The sequence below is a fragment of the Sulfurimonas sp. genome (assembly GCF_041583195.1).
In the GTDB taxonomy this organism is placed as follows: Bacteria; Campylobacterota; Campylobacteria; order Campylobacterales; family Sulfurimonadaceae; genus Sulfurimonas.
On record NZ_JBFHGL010000001.1, the window covers coordinates 132,142 to 157,662 of the forward strand.

At 33.5% G+C, this 25,521-nt stretch carries 20 protein-coding genes; 11 read left to right on the forward strand and 9 right to left on the reverse strand.

Annotation, left to right across the window (positions count from 1 at the left end):
- Positions 1-12: 12 nt before the first annotated feature.
- The 6 genes from ABZA65_RS00685 to nadB all read right to left on the reverse strand — a co-directional run bounded on the left by ABZA65_RS00685 (position 13) and on the right by nadB (position 6,952).
- Positions 13-372 carry a response regulator gene (locus tag ABZA65_RS00685; RefSeq protein ID WP_373069538.1) on the reverse strand — a complete coding sequence of 120 codons (360 nt, stop codon included), beginning with the start codon at positions 370-372 and terminating at the stop codon, positions 13-15.
- Positions 369-1,691 carry a methyl-accepting chemotaxis protein gene (locus ABZA65_RS00690; protein ID WP_373069539.1) on the reverse strand — a complete coding sequence of 441 codons (1,323 nt, stop codon included), beginning with the start codon at positions 1,689-1,691 and terminating at the stop codon, positions 369-371. The genes ABZA65_RS00685 and ABZA65_RS00690 overlap by 4 nt, the downstream gene beginning before the upstream one ends.
- Positions 1,692-1,788: 97 nt before the next feature.
- On the reverse strand, positions 1,789-2,427 hold the full coding sequence (locus ABZA65_RS00695) for a uroporphyrinogen-III synthase (RefSeq protein ID WP_373069541.1): 639 nt from the start codon (positions 2,425-2,427) through the stop codon (positions 1,789-1,791).
- 15 nt (positions 2,428-2,442) lie between these two features.
- Positions 2,443-3,990, reverse strand: coding sequence for a glutamine-hydrolyzing GMP synthase (guaA, locus tag ABZA65_RS00700; RefSeq protein ID WP_373069543.1), 1,548 nt, complete (start codon positions 3,988-3,990; stop codon positions 2,443-2,445).
- A 119-nt stretch (positions 3,991-4,109) separates the two neighbouring features.
- Complete coding sequence (gene nhaD / locus ABZA65_RS00705; protein WP_373069545.1) at positions 4,110-5,474, reverse strand: sodium:proton antiporter NhaD; 1,365 nt, start codon at positions 5,472-5,474, stop codon at positions 4,110-4,112.
- A 20-nt stretch (positions 5,475-5,494) separates the two neighbouring features.
- Positions 5,495-6,952 (reverse strand): L-aspartate oxidase, encoded by a 1,458-nt coding sequence (gene nadB / locus ABZA65_RS00710; RefSeq protein ID WP_373069547.1) that lies wholly within the window; start codon positions 6,950-6,952, stop codon positions 5,495-5,497.
- Between the two features lie 122 nt (positions 6,953-7,074).
- On the opposite strand from nadB, the gene ABZA65_RS00715 reads away from it, so the two are divergent.
- The 6 genes from ABZA65_RS00715 (at position 7,075) to ABZA65_RS00740 (ending at position 15,407) form a co-directional block, all read left to right on the forward strand.
- Positions 7,075-7,518 carry a hypothetical protein gene (locus tag ABZA65_RS00715; RefSeq protein ID WP_373069549.1) on the forward strand — a complete coding sequence of 148 codons (444 nt, stop codon included), beginning with the start codon at positions 7,075-7,077 and terminating at the stop codon, positions 7,516-7,518.
- Positions 7,505-9,304 (forward strand): excinuclease ABC subunit UvrC, encoded by a 1,800-nt coding sequence (uvrC, locus tag ABZA65_RS00720; protein ID WP_373069551.1) that lies wholly within the window; start codon positions 7,505-7,507, stop codon positions 9,302-9,304. The genes ABZA65_RS00715 and uvrC overlap by 14 nt, the downstream gene beginning before the upstream one ends.
- Before the next feature lie 71 nt (positions 9,305-9,375).
- Entirely contained in the window at positions 9,376-9,789 is a 414-nt protein-coding gene (locus tag ABZA65_RS00725) for a PAS domain-containing protein (RefSeq protein ID WP_373069553.1), read from the forward strand.
- 16 nt (positions 9,790-9,805) lie between these two features.
- Positions 9,806-11,734, forward strand: coding sequence for an Hpt domain-containing protein (locus ABZA65_RS00730; RefSeq protein WP_373069555.1), 1,929 nt, complete (start codon positions 9,806-9,808; stop codon positions 11,732-11,734).
- Position 11,735: 1 nt separating this feature from the next.
- Positions 11,736-15,023: an ATP-binding protein gene (locus ABZA65_RS00735; RefSeq protein WP_373069557.1), complete on the forward strand. Its 3,288-nt coding sequence runs from the start codon at positions 11,736-11,738 to the stop codon at positions 15,021-15,023.
- Positions 15,024-15,032: 9 nt separating this feature from the next.
- Positions 15,033-15,407, forward strand: a complete 375-nt coding sequence (locus tag ABZA65_RS00740) for a PleD family two-component system response regulator (RefSeq protein WP_373069559.1) — start codon at positions 15,033-15,035, stop codon at positions 15,405-15,407.
- Positions 15,408-15,413: 6 nt separating this feature from the next.
- On the opposite strand, the gene ABZA65_RS00745 is transcribed toward ABZA65_RS00740, so the two are convergent.
- From ABZA65_RS00745 to ABZA65_RS00755, 3 genes are read right to left on the reverse strand one after another with little or no spacing between them, the layout of a single operon-like run.
- Positions 15,414-15,926, reverse strand: a complete 513-nt coding sequence (locus ABZA65_RS00745; protein ID WP_373069561.1) for a nitrous oxide reductase accessory protein NosL — start codon at positions 15,924-15,926, stop codon at positions 15,414-15,416.
- Complete coding sequence (gene lon / locus ABZA65_RS00750; RefSeq protein ID WP_373069563.1) at positions 15,923-18,343, reverse strand: endopeptidase La; 2,421 nt, start codon at positions 18,341-18,343, stop codon at positions 15,923-15,925. The genes ABZA65_RS00745 and lon overlap by 4 nt, the downstream gene beginning before the upstream one ends.
- A gap of 14 nt (positions 18,344-18,357) precedes the next feature.
- Positions 18,358-19,089: an outer membrane protein assembly factor BamD gene (locus ABZA65_RS00755; protein ID WP_373069565.1), complete on the reverse strand. Its 732-nt coding sequence runs from the start codon at positions 19,087-19,089 to the stop codon at positions 18,358-18,360.
- Between the two features lie 133 nt (positions 19,090-19,222).
- Between ABZA65_RS00755 and fliW the strand changes: the two genes are divergently transcribed.
- The 5 genes from fliW (at position 19,223) to ABZA65_RS00780 (ending at position 25,518) form a co-directional block, all read left to right on the forward strand.
- Positions 19,223-19,603 carry a flagellar assembly protein FliW gene (gene fliW / locus ABZA65_RS00760; protein WP_373069567.1) on the forward strand — a complete coding sequence of 127 codons (381 nt, stop codon included), beginning with the start codon at positions 19,223-19,225 and terminating at the stop codon, positions 19,601-19,603.
- A 161-nt stretch (positions 19,604-19,764) separates the two neighbouring features.
- Positions 19,765-23,535, forward strand: a complete 3,771-nt coding sequence (locus ABZA65_RS00765) for a Calx-beta domain-containing protein (protein WP_373069569.1) — start codon at positions 19,765-19,767, stop codon at positions 23,533-23,535.
- Positions 23,529-24,170 (forward strand): Tfp pilus assembly protein FimT/FimU, encoded by a 642-nt coding sequence (locus tag ABZA65_RS00770; RefSeq protein WP_373069571.1) that lies wholly within the window; start codon positions 23,529-23,531, stop codon positions 24,168-24,170. The genes ABZA65_RS00765 and ABZA65_RS00770 overlap by 7 nt, the downstream gene beginning before the upstream one ends.
- Positions 24,167-25,075 (forward strand): type II secretion system protein, encoded by a 909-nt coding sequence (locus ABZA65_RS00775; RefSeq protein WP_373069573.1) that lies wholly within the window; start codon positions 24,167-24,169, stop codon positions 25,073-25,075. The genes ABZA65_RS00770 and ABZA65_RS00775 overlap by 4 nt, the downstream gene beginning before the upstream one ends.
- Positions 25,051-25,518: a hypothetical protein gene (locus ABZA65_RS00780; protein WP_373069575.1), complete on the forward strand. Its 468-nt coding sequence runs from the start codon at positions 25,051-25,053 to the stop codon at positions 25,516-25,518. The genes ABZA65_RS00775 and ABZA65_RS00780 overlap by 25 nt, the downstream gene beginning before the upstream one ends.
- The last annotated feature ends 3 nt before the right edge of the window (positions 25,519-25,521 follow it).

The following is a 25,521-nucleotide window of genomic DNA, read 5'->3' on the forward strand; positions in this document are numbered from 1 at the left end:
CATATTATGTGATTATTTTGTTAAAGCATTGATCTTATCAGTTATTATAGACATTGAACTAAAAGGCTTCATTATATAGTCTTCTGCTCCTTGTCTATGAGCTTCTAAGACTTTATCAAGAGTAGAATATGCAGTCATCATCACTATGTTTAAGTCTGGAAATTTCTCTCTTAACTTCTCAAGCACTTCTAAACCGTTCATCTGAGGCATCATAATATCAAGCAGTACTACGTCAGTATCTTGTGAGAGTCCTGAAATGGCATTTAGCGGATTGTTATAAACAGTTACAGAAAAGTCACCATTTCTTTTTAAATATTTTTCAATCATTGAAGTAATTTGAATTTCATCGTCAATAATAGCTATCTTTTTCATTTTGTTCCTTTAAATAGTTCTGATATAGCACCCTTCATCGCTTCTTGAGCTTTTTCCTCTACCATAGCATCTAAATATTCAAAAACTTTCAAACTAGCAGATTCTATCTCATTAACCATTCTTTCAATCTCTTCTTTTGAACATATTGCTTTATCTCCGGCGCACTCTTCAACTAACTTATTAGCATTTGCGTGAACTGCAGCATGGAAAGGATCTATTTTTGAATAGGCTGGAGTGTCACTAAATTCCTCTTTACCAATTCCCTCGTTATACCATTTTCCAAGTCTACAAGACTTATGATCACTCTGTTTAAAGTTATTATCCTCACCAAACAACATAGCGTATACATTGTTTTTATATATAACATGATCTATCTTAGCTAATGATGCAAAAATTTTATCACTTATATATTCAACTTCATAAACACTTCTAGATGATTTTTTCTCAAACGATTTAATTTTAACTTCTAAGTCCTCTAATTTGACTTTCGTATCTTCTAAAATATGACTTGTCGTTTCAATATTTTCCTGAACCGACGAGCTTTCTTGCTGCATAGATTTTACAACTATACTAATCTCACCTGTCGCTTTTTGAGTCTTCTCAGCCAGTTTTCTAACTTCATCTGCAACAACTGCAAAACCACGACCATGTTCACCTGCACGAGCCGCTTCAATAGCTGCATTTAAAGCAAGCAGATTAGTTTGATCAGCAATGTCTTCTATAAGTGTAAGTACATTTGATATCTCTCCTGAACGAACACCAAGTGAGTTTGCACCTTCAAGCGTATCTTGCATTTTTATAGATAGATTATCCATGTTATCAGTTGAAACCGTTATTAATTCTAACCCATCTTTTGACTCTTGAGCAATAGTAGATGATTCAACTCTCATTGTCTGTAACTCTGAAAGCATCTCTTCATAAGTTTTTTGAGAATCACTTAGGGAGTATTTTATTGCAGCTTGGTGTTTTGCCAATATGTCACTATCTTTATCAGTTCTGATATCTGTTTTGATTATACTATAGAGAATATCTCCGTTGCTTAGAGACTTTGATTTTACGCTGCCGCTACATCCATCAATATTAATTCTATTAATATCTTTTGAAAGAGCACTTAAAACTTTTGAATCATCTTTTATAGTCGCTTGTGCTATATCATTTTTAAATTCAATTGTTCCATTGCTTGAAACTTTTATAATAATCTCTTCTTGAGAGAAACCATCCATCTCCCTTGAGAGTTCTAACTCAACCTTTAGAGATTCAATCTCATTTTCCAACTTCAGAATCTTATCTGAATCATTTTTAGCAGAAGAAAAAAACACTTCAATCCCTTTTTTTTAGATAACTCTTTAAATTGTGATAAATATATCCAATTATTTATTAGTATTATATAAATTTATACTATAAGCGTGTTATTACTTAGTAATATAACTTAGCGGATTCTATACAAGATTCTATTGTTTTAAATTCTGAAATAACGTAATTGACGTTATTTGGAAGTACTTTTGCAGTTGTGTCACCAATAACAACTATTTTGTTATTTTTATTTATTTTATTTTGTTTTAAAAAGCATTTTACACTAGATGGAGAAGTAAATATTAATATTGAATCATCTTCAACTTTTATATCTAAAATCTCTTGTGAACAGCTACTCTCATAAAGCACGCTTTCATCAATGCTAAACCCTTGATCGTTTAACTCTCTGACAAAACTGCTTGCTATCTCTTTTGCTCGCAAATACAACCACTTTATATTTTTTGGATACTTTTTAATAATTTTACTTAGGTCATCCCCATAGCCGCTTCCACTTTCTAAAACATATCCACCAAGACTCTCATAAGATTCAGCAGTCTTAGATGATACACAAAGTGCTTTTTTATCTATAAATGAATTTAAATCATATTGTTTTAATGCATTAACAGCTTGTTTTGAAGTAATGATCAGGTAGTCATATAATGAAAAGTCTATATCTGGTTTTAAAATGCTTATATCTAAAGAGTTGATGCTTATCGCATCTGGATGTGAAGAAGTGGAAAAAAGATAAATATTTTTAGACATGGGATAAGCTTTCGCTTACTCCCACTCAATTGTTGCAGGTGGTTTAGAACTAATGTCATATACCACACGGTTGATTCCATCAACCTCATTAATGATACGACGAGAGATTCTCTCTAACAGATCATGTGGAAGGTGTGCAAATGTAGCAGTCATACCATCAACAGCTTCTACAACACGTACACATACTGTATTATCATATGTACGGTTATCACCCATTACACCAACAGATTTTACATTTAAAAGTACTGCAAATGCTTGCCATGTTTTAGTGTAGTATCCGCTTGCTTTTAATTCATCTAGTAAAATAACATCAGCTTCACGTAAAAGATCTAAATCTGGTCTATTTACATCACCCATAATTCTGATCGCAAGACCTGGTCCAGGGAATGGATGACGATTAATCATAGATTCTGGAAGTCCAAGCTCAAGTCCTATTTTACGCACCTCATCTTTGAATAGTTCGCGTAATGGCTCGATCAGTTCAAAATCCATCCAATCAGGTAAACCACCAACATTATGGTGAGATTTGATCACTTCACTTGGACCGTTTACTGAGATAGACTCAATAACGTCGGGATATAGTGTACCTTGAGCTAAGAATTTAATTCCATCGTGCTTTTTAGCTTCTTGCTCAAATACCTCAATAAATGTATGTCCGATGATCTGACGTTTTTTCTCAGGATCACTAATTCCAGCAAGGCGGCTTAAAAACAGCTCAGATGCATCTGCTACAACTAATGGAGCTTTTAGGTTTAATTTAAATATTTGCTCAACCTGCTCACGTTCACCTTTACGTAAAAGACCGTTGTCAACAAATACAGGGATCAGCTGATCACCGATTGCTTCATAAAGCATTGCAGCAACAACAGAAGAATCAACTCCACCGCTTAATCCACAAAGAACTTTTCCTGTCCCTACTTTTTCACGAATGATCTTGATCTGTTCTTTTAGGAAATGCTCCATTTTCCATTTTTCAGTTACTCCACAAATATTTTTTGCAAAGTTTCTAAGCATTAAATAACCCTCTTCTGAGTGTTGAACTTCAGGGTGATATTGCATTGCATATACATTTTTTTCTTCATTTGCGATAGCAGCAAACGGAGAATTATCACTTGTTGCAATAGGTTTAAAACCTTCAGGAAGTTCATCTACACGATCGGAGTGGCTCATCCAAACTATGCGTCCGTTTTCACAGTCTTTCAAAAGAGGTGAACAGTGTTCAGGCTCAACTATGTTTAGTTCAGCTTTACCATACTCATGATGATCACTTCTTATAACGCTACCACCAAAATCAACAGCAATTCTTTGCATACCGTAACAGATACCAAGAACAGGGATTCCCATTTTATAAACTTCTTGATCTACTTCATAAGCATTTTCGCTATATACTGAAGATGGACCACCACTAAGAATAATCCCTTTTGGGTTTTTTGCTTTAATATCTTCTGCTGATGTATGATAAGGAAGAATTTCACAATATATCTTATCTTCACGTAATCTACGTGCGATTAATTGTGTATATTGAGAACCAAAATCTAAAACTATGATGCTAACATTTGTCATTTAAATGCCTTTTGAAAAATAAATAATTTTGAAAGGATACTATAAAAAAGATTAAGAATTAATATAAAGGGAAGTTTACTCAGATAAAAGGATTTTTCCTTTTATCTAAAAATTATTAGCTACGCACCAATACCGAACATTTGAAATTGAACATACCATACAACTATTGAAACGATGTATCCTATTAGTATAGTCCATGCATATTTCATGTGTGCACCGAATGTATATACACCAGGTAATTTACCCATTACACCAACACCTGCAGCAGAACCAAAAGATATTAAACTTCCACCAACACCAGCTGTTAATGTAACCAACATCCATTGTGCGTGAGCCATATCAGGATTTGCTTTAAGTACTGCAGACATAACAGGAACGTTATCAACGATTGCTGAAAGAAATCCAACACCTATATTTGATGCTGTTGGACCTAATACTGACGGCTCGTATACCACAGAAGCCAATGCTAACCAACCTATAAAATATAGTGCTCCTACAGCAGCTAAAATACCGAAGAAAAACATTAAAGTATTGTTCTCAATCTTACTCATAGAAGAGAAAACATCAAAATGCCCTTTTCCATGAACTCTTTTTAGGTTATATGCATATATTTTTAATAGTGCAAGACCAAACATCATACCCCACATTGCAGGTAGATGTAGAACTTGGTGAGACATTACAGCTGAGAATATTGTAAATACACCAAGTCCCATTACTACTTTAGCACCGTTCATCATCTCAGGTTTAGTCTCTTTAGAAGCATCAAACGGAGGTACTTCATTTGGTACCACTTTAGATAATAAATATGCAGTTATTAAATAACCTAAAATAGAAGCAGGGAATAAAAATAAGAAGTCACTAAAAGCACCCTTACCCGCAGTCCATGCCATAAGAGTTGTAATATCACCAAACGGAGACCATGCACCACCAGCATTTGCTGCTACAACTATATTAATTGCACCAGGAACTAAAAACTCTTTTCTCTCACGTTCAATTGTAATTAGTACAGTTGATAAAATAAGAGCTGTAGTTAAGTTATCCGCTACAGGAGATATAAAAAATGCCAATATACCAGTTACCCAGAAGAGTTTTCTATATGTATAACCTTTAGATACTAAGTTGTATTTTAACCTATCAAATACTCCCATATGTATCATAGATTCTATATATGTCATAGCAACAAATAAGAAGAAGAAAATTTCCGCGATCTCTAAAATAAGATGCTGAGCTTGTGTATGAACAAGGTCCATATCCATACCGTTTATAGCATAATATAATGCTATAAGCATAAACATAAACGTACCGATTAATAAAGCAGGTTTAGCTTTATCGATATGGTAATGTTCCTCCATAGCTACAAAGTAATAACCTATTATAAATATCGCTAAAGCAGCAATACCAACCCATGTAAATGTAAGATCCGGTATAGCACCACCAGAATCTCCACCACTAGCCATAGCTAACGCACTTGTTAAACTAAGCATACTTAAAATCCTTAAAAACATTAATTCTCCTCATTGTGAATGGTGTGAACACCAATTGACTCTTCCCGCGCCAAAGCTGATTCCACAATCTCTTTGGCTGTAAGTAATCTTAACTTCAGAAGTTTACCAATTTTTTCATTTAAAAGTGCATTAATTTGCTCTTTTGCTTCAGACAAACCTTTTTTTGTTCTAACGATAGAGACATATTTCCACATAATCTCTCTAAGTTTATTTTTCTTCTCTTTATCATCTTTAAGACTCATAATATCATTTTCAATATCAAACTCTATAAACTCATCATCTTTTTGTTCATGAAAATGCTCAAGTATGTCTTTTACAGCCTCTTTTGCGAAAACTAAACCTTCTAACAGTGAATTTGAAGCAAGCCTATTTGCACCGTGTACTTTTACAGATGCTACCTCACCTATTGCATAAAGATTTTTAACACTTGGAACTGCACCGTTTAAATCTGTTTTAATTCCACCTATAGAGTAGTGAAAAGCCGGTGAAATAGGTACTTTTTGCACGGGAACATTAAAACCTAAATCTTGCAGGTTTTTATATATATTTGGAAATCTATTTATAAAATATTTGAAATCAAAATTTCTCATATTCAAATAGACTTTATAACCTGTTTTCTGTGTATAATCATAGATACTTTTACTGACAATATCACGTGATGCAAGTTCACCACGCTCATCATATTCAAATAAAAATCTTTTACCGTACTCATCTTCAATAGTAGCACCCTCACCTCTTAAGGCCTCAGTTAAAAGTACTTTTTGAGCAAAAGAGTTTTGTACAAAAACAGTAGGATGAAACTGCGTCATCTCCATATGTTCAAGCTCAATGCCTTTAATAACACAAAGTCCCTGCATGTCAGCACTAATAGTTGGTGCGTTTGTATGGTACTCGTAAAGTGAACCTATACCACCGCTTGCAATGATGACATTTTTTGCATATATATTTCGAAGTTCACGATCTTCAAGTATTGTAACACCGTGACATTTTCCATCTTTAATCAGCAGATCAACTACACGGGTTTGTCCAAACATAGGATGAGGGTTTAGAGAAAGAAGAAAATGGTGTAAGTAACGTCCTGTAGCATCACCGCCAGCATGTAATATTCTAGAAGTAGAATGTGCAGCTTCTTTTGTATAAGCTAATGAACCGTCTTCATTTGTATCAAATTCAAATCCAAGATCGATGATATTATCAATAGCAGCTTTAGAATTTTTTGATAAAACTTCAACAGCTTTTTCATCGCACAATCCATCACCTGCATCAAGTGTATCTTTAATATGCAAAGGTATATCTTCTTCATCTTTTGCAAGAGCCACTCCACCTTGTGCATAAAAACTATTACATTTAAAAGTCTCACGCTTATTGATAATAAGTACTTTTTTATTTTTTGGAAGGTTTACGGCTGCATAAAGCCCGGCTACCCCTGCCCCAATGATTATTACATCATATCTCATCAGTTTGTCTCTTTTTCATTTGTTGTTTCAGCTACAGGTATAACCACACTATCTTGATAATATGGTGGTTTTTTTACACCACATCCACTAAAACTAAACAAAAATATAGCTATAATAATTTTATGAAAAATGCTTCTCAGATTATAAATATTATTCAAAGTAAACCTCAATTTTCAAAACTTTCAAAAGTGAAGTGCATAAAAAGAATACAATCACTTTTTACTCCGCCAGTTCAAAAGATGATTAACTTTGCATATTTTAAACAAGATACGCTATTTTTTGTATTCAATCATCCAGCCGGCAAACAAGAGTTTGATAATAGTATAGAAAATATTAAAAGCGCTTTAAAGTTCCATATGCCCGATGAATGTAGTGATACAACTGTTTCCGATATAAAAGCATTTGTAACCCATACTCCTAAAATAAAACAAGAAGCACCAAAAGTTGTACAACAAACATATAAAGAGCGCTCTAGCGGAGAGTTTGAGATAAACATAAAAAACAAAGAATTAAATGATCTAGTTAAAAGTATCAGGGATATCATAAAAAACAATGACACTAAGTGAAACTATACAACAGTTACCACCTTCTTCAGGGATATACCAGTATTTTGATGAAAACGGTAAACTCCTATATGTAGGTAAAGCAAAAAACTTAAAAAATCGTGTAAAAAGTTATTTCTCTTTTACACCTGATCTTAGACCAAGTTCAAATCTCTCATACAGAATAGAGAGTATGATCAAACAAACAGTCTCACTCAACTATATAGTTGTAAATACCGAGCATGACGCGCTAATACTCGAAAACTCGCTGATCAAACAGCTAAATCCAAAATATAACATCTTACTGAGAGATGATAAGACATATCCGTACATCTACATAGATTACTCAGAGAAATATCCGAGATTTGATATAACAAGAAAAATAATCGATGCCAAAGATATAACTTATTTTGGTCCATATTCAGTTGCAGCCAGAGATATTTTAAACTCTATATATGAACTTTGTAAGCTTGTCCAAAAAAAAAGATGCTTAAAATCAAAAAAACTTTGTTTGTACTATCAGATCGATAAGTGTCTTGGTCCTTGTGAAAACGACATACCAAAAGAGATTTATCAAAAAGAGATAGATAAAGCGATAAAACTAATAAAAAACAAATCAAAACTAACGCAGGAACTCTCAAAGAAAATGGAGTTTTATGCAGAGGAATTAAGGTTTGAAGAAGCCGCAGAATTAAGAGACAGATGTGAGAGAATCTCCAGAAGCGAGATTAAAAGCGATATTGATTTTGCATCAAATGAAAACTACGATATTTTTGCTATAGCACACAGTGAAAAGAGATTGGTAACACTTAAAATATTTATGCGTAACGGAAAAATAATTTCATCATCCCATAATGTTACAAGTTTAAATAACGGTTTTGACAAGGATGAGATTTTACATAGAGTTTTAGTTGAATATTATCAAGATAAACCACCGATCATTGCACCTATACTAATTCAAGAAAGTTTTGAAGATCAAGAAGATATTGAAAACTATCTGAGTGATATTTTTAAAAAGAAAGCCCAAATTATCGTCCCACAAAAAGGAAAGAAAAAACAACTTATAGATTTAGCTGTTTTAAATGCCCTAGAGATTTTAAAAAATGATAAAAAAACAGTTAATATGGAAACGGAAGAGAAGGTTGCAGAACTGTTCAGATTAGAAAGAACTCCAGAACGTATAGAATGTTTTGACAATTCACATATGGCAGGTATGGCTACTGTTGGAGCTATGGTTGTATATGAGAATGCAAAATTTGATAAAAAATCTTACAGGACTTATCATTTAGATGCAAAAGATGAGTACTCACAAATGAGGGAGACTTTATCAAGGCGAGTTAATAGTTTTGAAAAATCTTCTCCACCTGATCTATGGGTACTAGATGGCGGAGCTACACTTTTAAAGTTAGCACTTGAAATTTTAGATTCAAACGGTATTAGTTTAGACGTAATAGCAATTTCAAAAGAGAAAGTAGATGAAAAAGCTCATCGTGCAAAAGGCAAAGCTAACGATATTATATATACAAAAGATGATGTGTTTAGGTTACAACCAAGTGATAAAAGACTTCAATGGGTTCAAAGATTAAGGGATGAAGCACATAGATGTGCAATAAACTTTCATAAGAAAACAAAACTTAAAATGGATCAAGAGAGTAAACTGTTAAATTTAAATGGAATATCACAGGCTAAAATAAAAAAGCTGCTTAATCATTACGGTACATTTGAACAAATAAAAATATTATCACATGAAGAAATAAGCGCTATTTTAAATGAAAAAGATGCAAATATTATAAAAAATCTATACAAATAAGTTTCATTTTGTAAGTTTTATGATAACATTAAGCAAATTTAATTCTGCAAAATTAATATAAGGTTCTTATAATGACTAAAGTAACCCCTATCAATGAAGAATATGTTCACGCAGGTAAAGCGATAATATCTCAAACAGATCTTTCTGGTAAAATCATATATGCTAACAGTGCTTTTTATGAAGCTTCAGGCTATGCCAATGAACAAGTCATAGGTTCAACCTATGATATTATCCGTCATCCAGACATGCCTAAAATAATTTTTGAAAAACTATGGCATTCAATAAATGATGGACAAGCTTGGACAGGCCTTGTTAAAAACTTAAGAAGTGACGGTCGATACTATTGGGATGATTTAAGTGTACTACCTGTAAAAAACGATGATGGGGAAATTGTAAGCTTTATATCGGTTTCAAGACAGGCTTCGAAAAAAAATATTCAAGAAAACGAAGTTCTGTATCAAAAAATGCTAAGTTCAGAAGTATAAAAAAAGAGGCTATAGAATGATTATATATAATAACAACAGAGAATTTATAGGAATAGATGAAGAGAACTTAAAATCATTAGGTTATCCAAGTTTTACATCTTTATTATCGGAAGCTGCAGATTTTGCAGATCTATTTGTAAAAGTACCAGGTCATGTTCATAACTTTAAACACGTTCACTGGATAGACTTTATTCTTTGTGCTACAGATAAAAATTCGTCTAAAGCTATAATACATGCTAACGGAAAAAGTTTTAGCTGTGTTCTAGATATAAAAACGATCTACTTAACTTCAGCACCTACAAAACAGTCATATAATATAACCTTAAACAACTTAAGAGCATTGAGTGCTGAAGAACTTCAAGGCATATCAGGTGAACTTCAATCAAGACCTGCTCCTGTAGCAGCTCCTGTAACACCTGCACCTATTGTAGAACAAGAGCCTGAAGAGGAAGAAATTGAAGTAAAAACTCCAACTGAAGCTAGTCAAAGTGATGAAATAGATATTTCTGAGGAAATAGATATTGATAAATTACCTGAACTAGAAACTTCAGCAGTTGAACAAGATCCATATGAAGTGGAAGATGAATTTAATCTAGATGTATTTGAAGTGAGTGATGAAGATTTAGAAAAAATCGGTGAAGCTGAAACTACTGAAACTCAAATGACAAGGGAAGATCTTCACGAAAACCTTCATGAACATGTAGCTATCGATGAAGACTTAGAAGAAACTATAGAAGAAGAGATACCTGAGATTGTTGAAGTTGAAGAGGACTTAAGTCTAGCTACTGATGAAGTGTCTGCTGAGGGTGAAGGCGAAGAAGATGAATATGTTTTTGACATCCAAGAAACTGCAGATGCTTTAGAGATGGATGTTGCAACAATTCAAGACTTCGTTAACGATTTCATTGATCAGGCTAAAGACTTTAAACCTAAACTATATGAAGCTGTAGAACATGATGATATGATTGAGTTAAAATCTCTTTCACACCAATTAAAAGGTGTTGCAGCCAACCTGAGAATCCATGATGCCCAAGATATACTAATTCAAATAAATAAAGCTGAAGATTTCACACATTCTACTCAAGACTTAGATAAATTCTATAGAATTATTTCAAAGCTAGCAGGAGAAGAACCTGAAGTTAAAGCTAAAGTAGCAACTCCTACTCCTGCGGTAGAAGATCCTATTATAGAAGAACAGCCGGCTGATATTAATGAAGAAACTCTTGATATAGATGATATTGATACACCTGAAATAGATGAAGATGCTTTAGAAATCAATGATGACGAAGATGAAGCTCTTGAAATAGCTGATATTGATACACCTGAAATAGATGAAGATGCTTTAGAAATCAATGATGACGAAGAAGATGCTCTTGAAATAGCTGATATTGATACACCTGAAATTGATGAAGATGTTTTAGAAATCAATGATGACGAAGAAGATGCTCTTGAAATAGCTGATATTGATACACCTGAAATTGATGAAGATGTTTTAGAAATCAATGATGACGAAGAAGATGCTCTTGAAATAGCTGAAGATGATTTTGACCTATTAGATGAAGAACAAAATGAGCTAATAGGTGCTAATCAACAAAATGATATTTTAGATGAGATTGAAGAACTTAAACCTGCACAGACATATAATAAAATGAGTGTAGCTAACGAGATTGGGTTAGATGAAGAGAGCTTTAACGAACTATTTGAAGATTTTTCAAATGAAAGTAAAGCACTTGTTTTAGAAGCTCAAGAAGCTATAGAAGCAAATGATGCACAAAAATGGCAACATGCTGCTGTTAAGCTCAAAGGTATGAGTGATAATATGAGAGTTACCTCTTTTAAATCTGATATAGAAGCTCTTATAACTATTCAAGACAGTTCAGATGCCCAGAAATCACTAAATAAAATCAATGAAACTCTCTTAAGCATAATAGAGACAAAGGATTAATATGCAATTTGGACTTAAAAATAGACTTAGATTAATATCTCTTTTTCCAATTCTAATTGTTTTTTCTTTTACAAGTTTTTACGTTTACGACTCTTATATGAGCTTAACTTCATCTAGTAAACTTCAGAGTAAACTATCTAAAAATAAACTTCTGAATGATTTAGTAACTAATATATCTCGTGAACGTGGTATGACAGTTATGTACTTGGGTAGTTTATCTAACAATACGCTAAAGTCATTAAAAAAACAAAGAACGCTTGTCGATAAAAACTATGCTAAATATATATCTCATATACAAAGTGATGAAAGTTTACATAATCATCAAAGTGGCTCTTCTCGTAACTGTAGTACATGTCTTGACATAGACTATATAAAAGATGCATATATATTAATTAAAAAAACAAGAGCAGATGTTGATTCAAAAAGTGCAGACTTCGAGCAAGTTTATAACGATGTTTACGGTAAAATTTTAAAAACAACGATCTCAAATATATCAAAACTTTCTATAGAGCAAAACGATCAGACAATTAATGAGCTTGCAGGTGTATATATAAGTCTTGTTCAGGCAAAAGAGTTTACTTCGTCTGAAAGAGATTTAATCTCTTATGCAATTGCACGTTCAACTGCATTTGAAGAGGAAGAGTTTAACTTTTGGTTATCACTCATCTCAAAAGCAGATTCATATGCATACGCTACTTTACGTGATCTAGGTCTTAAAAATCAATTAGATTTACTTCTTAAAAATGAAGATACTAAACTTTTACTAGAAGATATAAATATTGAAAGAACAGCTATTATTTCTACAGCAGCGAATGGTGAATACGATATTTCACCTGGTGTTTGGTTCACTATGCTTTCTGAAAAAACGAATATATTATCAAATGCTGAAGAAAAAATCTTAAATGCAATGGATAGTAGAGCAGAAGAAATTAAAGCCAGTGCATTAGAGTTCCTTACTATCACGGTTACAACTTGGATAGTATCAGTTTTACTTGGAATTCTGGGATATATTTTATCTAATGAGATTGAAAAAAATATCAAAAACCTTGAGCACGTTTTACAAAATGCTATTGATGAGGATGAGGATACTGAAGCTTCTGAAATTGACCTTCAAACTTCAGCCGGTACTGAAAAAGCGTATCAACTGTTAGAGAAAATTATTGAAAGAACAAAACGCGATAAAATACTTGCTCAAGAGGCTAGTGAAGCTAAATCAATGTTCCTTGCAAATATGTCTCACGAAATACGTACACCACTTAATGGTATCGTTGGTTTTACGGAACTTTTAAAAGATTCTGGACTTCAAGAAGAGCAATCAGAGTTTGTTGAGATCATTGAAAAATCATCTGAAAATCTACTTGAGATTATCAATAATATTCTTGACTTATCTAAAATCGAATCTAATAAAGTTGAGATTGAAGACATTGCATTTAACCCTATCGAAGAGTTTGAAAGTGCTGTTGAAGTTTATTCAGTTCGTGCTTCAGAGAAACAAATCGATGTTGGTTGTTACATAGACCCTGCACTTGAATTTCCTGTTAAAGGGGATCCTACTAAGATTAAAGAGGTACTTATTAACCTTCTATCAAATGCTGTTAAATTTACTTCAAACTCTGGTTCAATTAATGTTGAAATTAAAAAAGAACCATGCGAAACTGAAGGTAAAACTAGAATTAGATTTGAGGTACAAGATAGTGGTATCGGTGTTACCAGTGAACAAAAAGCTAAGATCTTTGAAGCATTCAGCCAAGCTGATACATCTATTACAAGAAAATACGGTGGTACTGGTCTTGGTTTAACTATTTCATTCAGATTTATTGAACTTATGGGTGGTCAGCTTGATTTAGATTCAAAACCTGGTGAAGGTACTACATTCTTCTTTACGATTGAGCTTGAAGAGATTGAAACTCTAAATGATTCAACACAAGGTGCATTTTCTAATATAAAAGCACTGATCTTAAGAGATGATCATAAGTCTAAAAAACAAGATGAGAACCTTGAAAAATATCTTGACTACTATGGAGTGAAGCATAGTGTATTCTATAATATAGACGAAGTTCAAAATAAAGATGATTATAACTTCTTGTTTGTCGATTACTCATATACATCAGACGAAGAACTTGTGCACTTTGGTGAGCTTTCACCATCTATGATTGTACTGACAAAATCTTCATTTATGAAAAAGATAGAGTCTATTGGTGCGAACATAGGAAAAACTTTATATGAACCGTTAAATATTTCTAAGGTTAAAATAGCACTTGAGAGTTATGATGCATCAATAGTTGAGAAAAAGAAAATCCAAAAAGCAAATCGTAAGAAATTTGCAGAAGGAAGCAGTAGGTTTGATGCAGACGTTTTAGTAGCAGAAGACAATATTATTAACCAAAAACTTATCAAAAAGACTCTTGAAGACTTAGGTATGAGAGTAACTATAGCTAATAACGGTTTAGAAGCTTTTGCAAAACGTAAAGACGGTAAATTTGATCTTATGTTTATGGATATCCAAATGCCTTTCTTAGACGGTACGGAATCAACTGCAGAAATATTAGAATATGAGCAAACAACAGGTGAAAACCATATACCGATCGTTGCCCTTACTGCAAATGCACTAAAAGGAGACCGTGAACGTTTCTTAGCAGCAGGACTAGATGAGTATACTACAAAACCTCTTGTGCGCTCAGAGATAATCAACATTTTAAATCACTTTCTTGTAGATAAAATAGTTGATGCTAATAATAATGTGAAAAAAGATGAAATAAAAGAGGAACCTGCACCTGTAGAAGAAGTTGTAGAGGCTCCAAAAACAGAAGAGACTCCAGAGATAGAAGAAACTACAGAAGTTGCTGAAGTTCCTGAAATAGAAGAAGTTCCTGAGATTCAAGAGATTCCTGAAATAGAGGAAAGTACGGTTGAAGAGGTAGAGTACAATGCAGATATTCTATTGGCAAAGAAAAGTATGTTTGAAACAAAACTTTATGCAAAAGTGTTCAACTCTTTAGGTTATAGCTACAAAGATGTTCATTCAATTGATGATCTCAAAGATGAAATCTCTAACAATAACTATAAAATCATCATGTATGATAAACAATTAAGCAACATCTCTTTAAAAGAGGTCCAAGAAAATGTTAAAATGTCAAATGAAAAAGCAAACATTGATACGAAGATTGTTCTTATTAACGATCCATCTATGTTAGAAGATGAAGATGATAAAAAGTTTGTAGACGATACTATTAAAAATGTAATTAATAAAGATTTAATCAGATTAGTTTTTGAAAAATATATAAAATAAGGATGAACAATGTCTAAAAATATAAATGTGTTAGCTGTTGATGACGATATGATCAATCTAAAGTTACTAAAATCTATGTTAATGAAAACAGGTGTAGTAAATGAAGTTGTAGAAGCAGGAAACGGTTCTGATGCTATTGGCGTACTCAAATCAAGAGATGATATCGACTTGATACTTTTAGATATTATTATGCCTGTAATGAACGGGATAGAGATGTTAAAAGTTGTACGTGCAGATGAAAATCTAAAACAACTTCCTATTATTGTTTTAACAACGGATGAGACTAAAAAAGGTGAAGCATTAGAATTTGGTGCAAACGGCTTTTTAATGAAACCTATTCGTGCTGATGATCTTAAAGCAAAAATAGATACTGTGATAGTCTAAATTAGACTATCTATAGTGTTTAAAATCCTCTTTTGCCTTTTCTAAGGCAGAGTTAAAATCCATAATCTCTCCACCATTTTTTTCTTGAAACTTTAAAGCATCTTGCTTTTTTAAAAAAGCATATTTACTAATACGACTCATAGTTCCACGAACACTGCTTCCTACTACATAAGTAGCTTTAGCTACTGATATCAATTTTAAAGACTCTACATCTACAACTTTTGGATTTTTAAGCACCATTCCTTCACCTAGATGATCTTCTAGACAATGTATTGAACAGTACTGATAATTTTTATTGCCTTGTTCACTTGTTGCAGCGTGGCTAGTTTTATAAAATCTAACCAGGTCCATACCGCATTTTACACAGTATTGTTTATTTTTTCCATCCTGAACAAGTTGTGCTTGTTCATAGTTGACACTCTGAAAAATTTTATTATGTGAATGCATAGTATTTGTATCTGCACATCCACTTAGTAAAAACAATGATACAGCAATTGAGAAAGAGGTTTTTTTGATCATATTAAAACCTCTTTTAAAACCTCTTCTATTCTACTAACAGATATTATTTCTAAAGAATCCCTAACCTCTTTAGGAATATCTTTTAGATCTCTTTCATAGTTTTTAGAAGGAATAAGTACTTTGCTCATATTTGCCTTATGAGCTGCAATCAACTTCTCTTTTAGTCCACCAATTGGTAATACATCACCTGTCAATGAAACTTCACCTGTCATAGCCACTTCTGAACGGATCTTTTTAGAAGAAAGTATAGATGAAATAACACTACACATTGCAATACCTGCACTTGGGCCGTCTTTAGGCGTAGCACCATCAGGTACATGTAAGTGAAGATCATAACGCTTATATACTTCACTAGATGGCAGTTCAGTATTTTCATCTTTCTCTTTAAGAGTTTTAGGTATATTGTCTGCTTCTATTTCAAGTCTACCAGTATCTATCAGTGTTTTTACAACACTAAAAGCTATACGAGCCGATTCTTTCATAACATCGCCTAAACTTCCTGTTAATGTTAGAGTACCTTTACCTTTTATACGTATTGACTCAATCTTTAATACATCTCCTCCAACAGCTGTCCAAGCAAGGCCATTAACAACACCTACTACAGGTTTTTTAGTTGTTTTTTCTATTTCAAATACAGTTTTATCAAAATAATCTTTTAAATTTTTAACACTGATTGAAACTTTTTCCAAATTAGGGTTTTCTAAAATCTGTCGTGCAACTTTTCTTGACATCTCTGCTAAACGGCGACGAAGATTTCTAACACCGGCTTCACGTGTATATGAGTGTATTAGCTCTTTAAGTGCAGGCTTAGATATACTTACTTCACTCTTTTTAAGACCGTGTTTTTTTAACTCTTGCGGTATTAGATATCTTTTTGCTATCTCAAGTTTTTCTTGAGGCGTATATGAACTAATATTTATAAACTCCATTCTGTCTCTTAAAGGTGCCGGAATATTTCCAACATCATTTGCAGTAGCAATAAATATAACCTTACGCAGATCTATATTAAAATTTAGATAATAATCACGGAATTCTTTATTTTGTTCAGGATCTAGTATCTCCAAAAGTGCAGCAGTTGGATCGCCTCTTAATGATCGAGAAACCTTATCTATCTCATCTAAAACGATTACAGGATTCATTTTTTTTGCATCTATTAAACCCTGTGTGATACGTCCAGGCATAGCTCCTACATATGTTCGTCTGTGACCACGAAGTTCATTTACATCTTCAAGTCCTCCAAGAGCTATACGAATAAGTGGACGTTTAAGTGCTTCAGCAATGGAGTTTGCAAGTGAAGTCTTACCAACACCAGGAGGTCCACTAAAACATAAAATTGCTCCAGCATCTCCACTTTCATTTTTAAGCCCACGAAGTTCTAAAAGCTCTTTAACAGCAAAATATTCAACTATGCGCTCTTTTGGCTTTTTTAATGAAAAATGATCTTTATTTAGCTGTTCACTAACATCATTTATTTTTAAAGCTTTTTTAGCCTCTGCTCCAAAAGGGATCTCTAAAACCCACTCAAGGTATGTTTGAGTCATAGAAGCATCAGAAGAATCAGGATGCATACGTGAGAATCTATCTATTTGTTTTTTTATCTCAGTATATGCTTCTTTTTGCATTTTTGACTTTTTAGCTTCTAACTTGCTGCGATACTCCTCTATCTCTTCTTCTCTTTGTGTATCGGTACCCAACTCTTTTTGAATCTGTTTTAACTGCTCTTTTAAGAAATACTCTTTGTTAACTTTTTCTATCTTAGTATGAACTTTACTTTTTATCTCTTTTTGAAGTTTATTAGCCTCAATCTCTTCAACTAAATAGTCAATTAGACTCATATATCTTTTTTCAGTATCAACTTCTACAAATATTTTATAAGCCTGCTCTTTTTTTAACTTAACTGTTGAGCAGATCAAATCAATTATACGATTATGATCATGATTTTCTTCTATTGTTCTAAGCAGATCAGGTGGAAAGTAGTTACTTACTCCAGATAAAATTCTAACCTTTTCACGTACAATCTCAAGTAGTGCATCTATTTTTGGTGAAGTGTTATTTATAGGCTCTAATATCTCTACACTAGCAACAAGTGGATCTGTTGATACTTCAATTGTAGTTTTAGCACGAGCCAAACCTTGAAATAAAACTTTTACCCTTCCATCAGGAAGAGCAACTTTACGCATAATAGAACCAACAACACCTGCTTCATAAAGAGAATCATATTTTCTCTCACCGTCATGCCCAGGTTTTGTTGAACAAACTATAACAAGAGAACTGCCTTCTATAGCTTTAGTAGCAGCATTTATATTACTCTCATCACTTAAAAAAAGCGGTGAGATCATAAATGGATATAAAAAAAGCTCATCTTCTGCAATAACCGGTATATCTGCCGGAAATTCTCCATAACTACTTAAATTCATAGTAAAATCCTTTTTTATTCATTTTCATCTACATTTGAGTTACGTGATACAACACTTTTGGTATCAGGTATTAAAAAGCCGTACCAACTGCCTTTACCATCACCCTCAAACCATGCTCTATACCATGGATTCTCAGCTCCTTCTACCTCTTCCCAATTTATCCAAGGCTGAGGCTTTAAGTTTTTATAATAGTCAGAACTTTTGTACTTGTCTATTCTGTTATACAAATCTGCAATAGATTCATTTAGAGAAGCTTCTCCCATATACAACTTAGTCATCATATGATCAACCAAATTATAATACGGAGAATTTGGATAACTTTGCTTAAACTTTATCCCCTCTTCTATAGCTTCTTTGATTAGAGCCTGATCACGTCTAGGATGCGGAAGAGCTAAAAATTTTGCTTTTATTTTCATAAACTCTGCACTCTCTTTTTCATTGGCATTTGCATAGCGCTTTATATACTCGTTTAAAAAATGCTCAGCCAAAATATACTCTTCATCATCCATGTGTGCGATAGCTAAAATCAAAGTAGCTTCTACTAAAAGCGGTGAACCTATGTGTTCGCCTTGAAGTGATGAGTAATAATCATCTGCTCTATCCAGGTTTGAATCCGATATAGAGTCAATTATCTTTGAATACCAGTACATTGCAGGCTTATTATATTCTTCAATTTCTTTTGAACAACCTGATAATAAGAGCATAGATACTGCAATAACCGATATTAGTTTTAATTTTTTATTCATAATATAAAAGTTCCCAAATTTAAATAGGTTGATATTTTATCCAAAAGTTATACAACACAGATTAAACTAGGTACAATTTATGCTTTTAGTGCTACAATAATAAAAAATATTTGGAAATTTGTGAGGTAAATGTATGAAATTTGAAATTGCTACACCGCTTTTAGGCTTTGAGAATGTAAAAGAGGTGACATTGGAAAAAATAGATGATATATTTATGAAGATGCAGGCCGTAAATGATCAATATTTATCTTTTACGCTTATCGATCCTTTTGTATTAAGAAAATATGATTTTGAAGTACCGACACATATACAAAAGCTACTTGAAATAGATGAAAATTCAAATATTTTAACACTAAATATAGTTTTAATTCAAAACCCGATCGAAGATTCTGTAGTTAATTTTATAGGCCCTATTGTATTTAACACTGACAATAAAAAAGCATCTCAAATAATCCTTCCAGAAGGAACAAAATACGGTATTGCAGAGAAAATTTCTACTTTTTTACAAAAGTAGATTTATTCATCTTTAACTTTTTAAAACAACTTTCCACCTATAATTATTAAGCAAGAACTAAGTATATATTAAAGATAATAGTAGTTATTGTTATTGCAATTGTTACAATTCTAACTGAGCCCTGTTCTTTATTGCAATAAAATTCCTGCAAGGAGAATTTTATGAAACTTTCTCATTTTAAACTCAACTTTTTTTTACCTTTTATTTTAGCTTTCTCTTTTAGCAATCTTAATGCTGCAGCAACATATGATTGTACTTCACCGGAACTTATAGCTAACATAGACGGTACTACCGTAGATGCGAATGCATCTTACAGCGAAAACTCCAGTGCAGCACAAGGTTATACAAGGTACTTTAAATTCAACACAGATGTTAATGGAATATTATTGTTTAGTATAGAAAAAAATTCTCTAACACAGATTATAAGTATTGGTACAAGCTGTGGAGGTGATGATATATATGCTGGAGCTGATAGCGATGAAGATCAAAGTGATTCAGTCAGTATAACATCAAATACAGACTACTACATTATGGTTGAAGAAAAAAACGCCGGACAAGACCTTATTTTTACTCTAAATCTAAACTTTATGACCCCGGCTACTATAGGTTTTGAACAAGCATCATATGAAGTACTGGAAGACGTTAATACAGCTGATGGTTCAACAAAACTGATGCCAATAAAAATAATCCTCTCAAAACCTGTATCTCAAGATGTTAGTATAGACTATACAACTACAGACGGCAGTGCAATTGGTGGTTCTGACTACGTTACATATACAAATAAAACAGCTACAATCAATGCCGGAGAAACTGAGGTAACTATATACATGGATATTATTCATGATGTACCTATAGAGTTCGATGAAAACTTCAATTTGACTCTAAGTTCGCTCTCTGTGACTGACGGTTCAGTAGAAATTGGTACCAACAGCTCAGCAGAAGTAACAATTCTTGAACAGGTTAATATTCCTATATGTTATGAAGATGATTTTGAAACAGCATTAGATGATGATTGGCGCACGCTTTTCAGTAGTGGCGGTTTTACTCCACAGATTGTTGATGGAAGACTAAGACTCACAAGCGCTAGTACAAACCTTGCAACTGCGGTTACAAAAGACTATGAGTTTAAATCTAACGAAAACATTATTATTGTTGAATTTGAACAATATGCTTATGGTGGTTGTGGAGATGCTCATGATGGTCTTGGTACCTATGGGGCTGACGGTATAGTTGCCGTACTTTATGACTCAGCAGTTGGAGAGACACCAACTCCTGGTGCATTTGGCGGTTCAATGGGATATGCTCAAAAAGATAGTCAAGATGGTTTTGAAGGTGGATGGCTAGGACTTGGTATAGATGAATACGGTAACTATGCAAATCCAACTGAAGGAAGGATTGGAGGTATAGGATTTACTCCAAACTATGTGTCAATACGCGGTGATGGAAATGGCACAAGCGGTTATGAATTTTTAGCATCTTCATCTGAGCTTAATCCTCCAGTAGCAGTTAAAAATACCGATACAGCTGAACCTAGACATAAATACAGATTTACAGCAGATGCCAGAGATCCTGATCATCTTTATATAACTTTAGAAAGAGATATATATGATGGAAACGGATACCAGGTAATCATAAATAAGTTTGATGCAAAAGATGGTGCGAATGGTCAAAGCACTACTCCTGAATACGTTAGATTTGCTTTTACTGCGGGAACCGGTGGAGGATGTAACAACCATGAGATCGATGAACTTAAAGTTCAAGGTATATGTCGTGCATACGCTCCTAATCCACCTGAAGTTTCTGCAACTAATGCAGATATAGTAAATGACTTTACATCTACTGCTGATTACAACGCAGGAACAAAGTTTATAACCACAAAAGTTTCAAATAAACCGGAAACGATAACAGGTGTACACCTGGACGGTTCAGGAGATGCTGCTAGCTATACTTCAGTAGATACTAATTTAAAATTCAGAATAATCCCATATATTTCTGATTCTAACTGTTCAACAAAAGATGTACTATACGACACAAATGGCAACCCAGCTGTTATTACTATCAGCAATGGCCAGGTGACATCAAATTTAGATGTAGTTATGCCATCATATGCAAACCAAGACACTAGATTTTACATAACATCAATGGACTTTAGTCAAATATATGAAAATGCCACCGTAAATGCTATATGTTTGAAAAACAGTTCTGAAGACGGTAACCTTCAAGGTGTTGCTCAGTGTCTAAACAGTGAAACAACATATCTAAATATTTTCGGTCAGGATACGTACGATAGATGTTTTGCGGGTAACGGTTCTCCATGTTTGTCACAAAACGGTGGACAAAGCTGCGGACAAGAACAACAAACAACTGACTTCACTCAGGAAATACAGGATAGTTGCGGATACAATCCTTCATACGGCGATGATTACGGATGTTTAATGTGTACATTAGACTCTGCAGATTCAGGATGTTCAAGTGATAACTTTGCCATAAGACCAGACAAATTCAATATTGAGTTTACCGATGCAGATGTGCCTGATCTAATGCGTTCAGGTTCTACATATAATGCAACAGTAACAGCTTCTAATTATGGTTCATCAACTCAAACTCTAAACTACAACCAAAGTAAAGCCAATCTGACACTTAGCGAATCAGTAGTAAACTCTGCCGATGGTTCGGCTACAGTACTTAACGGTAGTGCAAGTCTTTCAAGTGAGTCTGTATTTAGTATTTTAAACGGTATATCAACTGATGGAAGTGTTAGCTACGAAGTTGTAGGTATGGAATTTGATGATGTTGGAAAGGTTACACTTATACTTAAAGATAAAAACTGGGCGAGGGTAGATCTTGAAGATGACCGTTCTATGAATGATCCCTCTTCAACTCTTTACAACAACTGTAATTCAGATGGAGCTTATATTTGTGGTGATCTAAATGTAACATTTATACCACATCACTTTTCTTTAGAAGATATAAATATGACAAATAACAACGGTTCACCTGGTACTTTTACATATATTTCAAACATTGATGATGCTAATATTTCAACGTTTGATATGGCTGCTAGAGTAGAAGTAACTGTTGTTGCAGAGAATGAAAATAACAACGCTACTCTTAACTTTACAAATGGTGCAGCATACTATGAAAATCCTGTAGGAGCAAATATATCTCTAACACATGCAAATCATGGTGATTCAAACACAACTACTATTCCAGATGCCAAACTTGGTTTTGCAGGAGGTCAATACACTGTTACATGGAATGAAAACAATACATCTAAAGTGCTTAGATTTAACTTTCCAAGACGTGTTGATACATCTGTAAATCCATTTACTGTTTCAGCATCCGGCTTAACCATAAACGTTAAATCCACATATTCTGGCACAGATATAACTGGGCAAGATATCGGTACTGGTAGCGGTGGTGCTACATTTTTATATGGTCGTACAAATGCTGAAAGACAGACCTTCCAAGGAGACAGTGGAAATTCATTTATATATTTTGAATCTTTCTGTAACGGGACTGATAGTTTAGGAGTTACTTGTAATAAAACTTTACTGCCAAATAATGCAAACTTAAACTCAACAAACGATCCAAGATGGTATATAAACACTGCTCATACTGTAAATGATGGAGTTGTAGGAAATATTAATCAAAAAAATGCGTCAAAAGTTTCCAATACTGCCATTGTTAATGGTGTTCCGACTCAAGTTACTTTAGAGTATGATGAGTCTAGCGGGTATCCATATAAGGCAACAATGGAGAATAATGCATCTAGATGGCTGATATATAATAAATATGATAATAGTGACACAAAAAATGAATTTGAGGTTGAGTTTATAAAAAATAATTCAGACTGGGCAGGCGTAGATGAAGCAAATTCAACGTCAAAAACAGATGGTGCTATTAAAACAAATAGGAGAATAATGTGGTAAACCGTTATGCCAAACGTACAGCATTTACTCTTATAGAGCTTATATTTGCGCTGGTTATTATCGCTATTAGTGTAGTATCTATACCTATTATGACGAGTGCTATAGGTAAAGGTGTTGATAACAATCTTCTTCAAGAAACAGTATTTGCTGCAGCAGCACAGATAAATCAGGTATTATCCTATAGATGGGATGAAAACTCTGTAGAGACAGATGATCCAGGTGCTATAGAAAAGGTCATACAAAGAGCTGCTGGAGTTTGTAATGCAGACAGAATAAAACCAAACGGTCATATATTTCAAGAGAAACATAGAAGATGTCTTGATGATGATACAGTAAGAGTTTCTGCAGCATTTGGAAGTGATGGTGGAGAAGCAGTTAGAGACGATATAGATGATTTTCACGGTGTTAATGACACTTTGTTTACAAATACGTCTTCAGCAGATGCATATAAACAAAGCTATACATATAGTGTATCTGTAACGCTATCTGATATGAATGGAACTATCGCTGTAAACGATGAAGCAAAAAAAGTCACTGTAACCGTTTCAAATGAAGCTGGAAACACTGTGTCAGAACTAACTGCTTATACTTTTAATATTGGTGAAGCTGATTATTATAAAAGGATGTATCCATGATACAAAAACCTTCAAAATATTTAAAAAAACCAGCTTTTTCACTTTTAGAACTTATTTTTGTAATAGTAATCATTGGTATTCTTGGCAAGTTTGGTGTTGAGCTTATGGCTAAAGCATATGAGAACTATATATTTACTAAAATTAACAATACATTACAAAATCAAAGTGGTTCTGCTGTTGAGTTCATAGCAAAACGATTATCGTACCGTATTCCGGATTCTGTTATTGGAAGAGTTTCCGCATCTGATTATGATGGTGTACAGGATTTAGATACCACAAAAAACTACAGAGTATTGGAGTGGGTTTCCTTTGATATAGATGGTTGGAGAGGAGTAAATGCTCCTTACTGGAGTGGTATAGCTGATCTAAATGCCTCTAGTAATTCATTTATAACTACACCTGAAACTAATGTTACAGCTATTAACAACACAATAGGTACATTGTCTCAAGCTAACAGCGGCATACTTGACTCAGCTCTTTATTTTATAGGTTCAAATAGTGATGTCCACACTGGTTATGGATGGGATGGAAATGTTACACTATCAGGTCTTGGAGCCACTATGCACCCAATAACTGCAGCTATAAACAATAGACTTAGTGCAAACTTTGCAGGAGTTGATCTGTATGAGTACTATAAAATAGCATGGACAGCCAATGCAATAGCTATAGAAGATGATGGGAAAGGCAACAATACTTATGACCTAGTATACTACTATGATTATCAACCTTGGGATGCAGAGAGATATTCAGATGCAGGGAAGAATATAAAACGTGCTGTAATTATGGAAAACGTACCAACTTTTCAATTTCGTGCAGTCGGTTCAATGCTAAAAATTCAAGTTTGTGTAAAAAGTGAACTAACAGATGGAGCACATGCAATATGCAAAGAAAAAACCGTATTCTAAACCGTTCTGGCTTTGCCATGATCATGGCAGTTGGTGTGATTATCTTAATATCAACAATAATGTTACTCTCACTAAACACTACAGCTTCAACTTCAAAAAGAACAGTAGATCTATTCTTATATGAACAAACAGAACTTCATGCAAAAGGTGCTATAGAATATGCTTTATATGATATAGCAACAAATGGCTGTCAAAATTCTAGAAATATATCTGAACTTGATGGTGTATATGATATAAATATCTCTATGAAGTATTCTTACACAAATGAAACAGGGGCAAACACTACATCAAGTAACGGTTGTACAAATCTTACACCTACAACTGCCATTACTACTGATGAGCAAAACGGAACAGTTATGATGGATATAACTGTAACTGTACCTAGCAGTGTTACAGGAACAGAACCTGTTACTTTTTTTAGAAGAACAATACAAAAACTATGATAT

What these genes read in the sequence shown, in the direction of transcription:
- uvrC (WP_373069551.1), top strand. Translation starts at nt 7,505, where the DNA reads ATGACACTAAGTGAAACTATACAACAGTTACCACCTTCTTCAGGGATA.
- ABZA65_RS00765 (WP_373069569.1), top strand. Translation starts at nt 19,765, where the DNA reads ATGAAACTTTCTCATTTTAAACTCAACTTTTTTTTACCTTTTATTTTA.
- ABZA65_RS00735 (WP_373069557.1), top strand. Translation starts at nt 11,736, where the DNA reads ATGCAATTTGGACTTAAAAATAGACTTAGATTAATATCTCTTTTTCCA.
- ABZA65_RS00730 (WP_373069555.1), top strand. Translation starts at nt 9,806, where the DNA reads ATGATTATATATAATAACAACAGAGAATTTATAGGAATAGATGAAGAG.
- ABZA65_RS00745 (WP_373069561.1), bottom strand. Translation starts at nt 15,926, where the DNA reads ATGATCAAAAAAACCTCTTTCTCAATTGCTGTATCATTGTTTTTACTA.
- nhaD (WP_373069545.1), bottom strand. Translation starts at nt 5,474, where the DNA reads ATGCTTAGTTTAACAAGTGCGTTAGCTATGGCTAGTGGTGGAGATTCT.
- ABZA65_RS00715 (WP_373069549.1), top strand. Translation starts at nt 7,075, where the DNA reads ATGAAAAATGCTTCTCAGATTATAAATATTATTCAAAGTAAACCTCAA.
- ABZA65_RS00755 (WP_373069565.1), bottom strand. Translation starts at nt 19,089, where the DNA reads ATGAATAAAAAATTAAAACTAATATCGGTTATTGCAGTATCTATGCTC.
- ABZA65_RS00740 (WP_373069559.1), top strand. Translation starts at nt 15,033, where the DNA reads ATGTCTAAAAATATAAATGTGTTAGCTGTTGATGACGATATGATCAAT.
- ABZA65_RS00695 (WP_373069541.1), bottom strand. Translation starts at nt 2,427, where the DNA reads ATGTCTAAAAATATTTATCTTTTTTCCACTTCTTCACATCCAGATGCG.
- ABZA65_RS00780 (WP_373069575.1), top strand. Translation starts at nt 25,051, where the DNA reads ATGCAAAGAAAAAACCGTATTCTAAACCGTTCTGGCTTTGCCATGATC.
- fliW (WP_373069567.1), top strand. Translation starts at nt 19,223, where the DNA reads ATGAAATTTGAAATTGCTACACCGCTTTTAGGCTTTGAGAATGTAAAA.
- ABZA65_RS00725 (WP_373069553.1), top strand. Translation starts at nt 9,376, where the DNA reads ATGACTAAAGTAACCCCTATCAATGAAGAATATGTTCACGCAGGTAAA.
- nadB (WP_373069547.1), bottom strand. Translation starts at nt 6,952, where the DNA reads ATGAGATATGATGTAATAATCATTGGGGCAGGGGTAGCCGGGCTTTAT.
- ABZA65_RS00775 (WP_373069573.1), top strand. Translation starts at nt 24,167, where the DNA reads ATGATACAAAAACCTTCAAAATATTTAAAAAAACCAGCTTTTTCACTT.
- ABZA65_RS00685 (WP_373069538.1), bottom strand. Translation starts at nt 372, where the DNA reads ATGAAAAAGATAGCTATTATTGACGATGAAATTCAAATTACTTCAATG.
- guaA (WP_373069543.1), bottom strand. Translation starts at nt 3,990, where the DNA reads ATGACAAATGTTAGCATCATAGTTTTAGATTTTGGTTCTCAATATACA.
- lon (WP_373069563.1), bottom strand. Translation starts at nt 18,343, where the DNA reads ATGAATTTAAGTAGTTATGGAGAATTTCCGGCAGATATACCGGTTATT.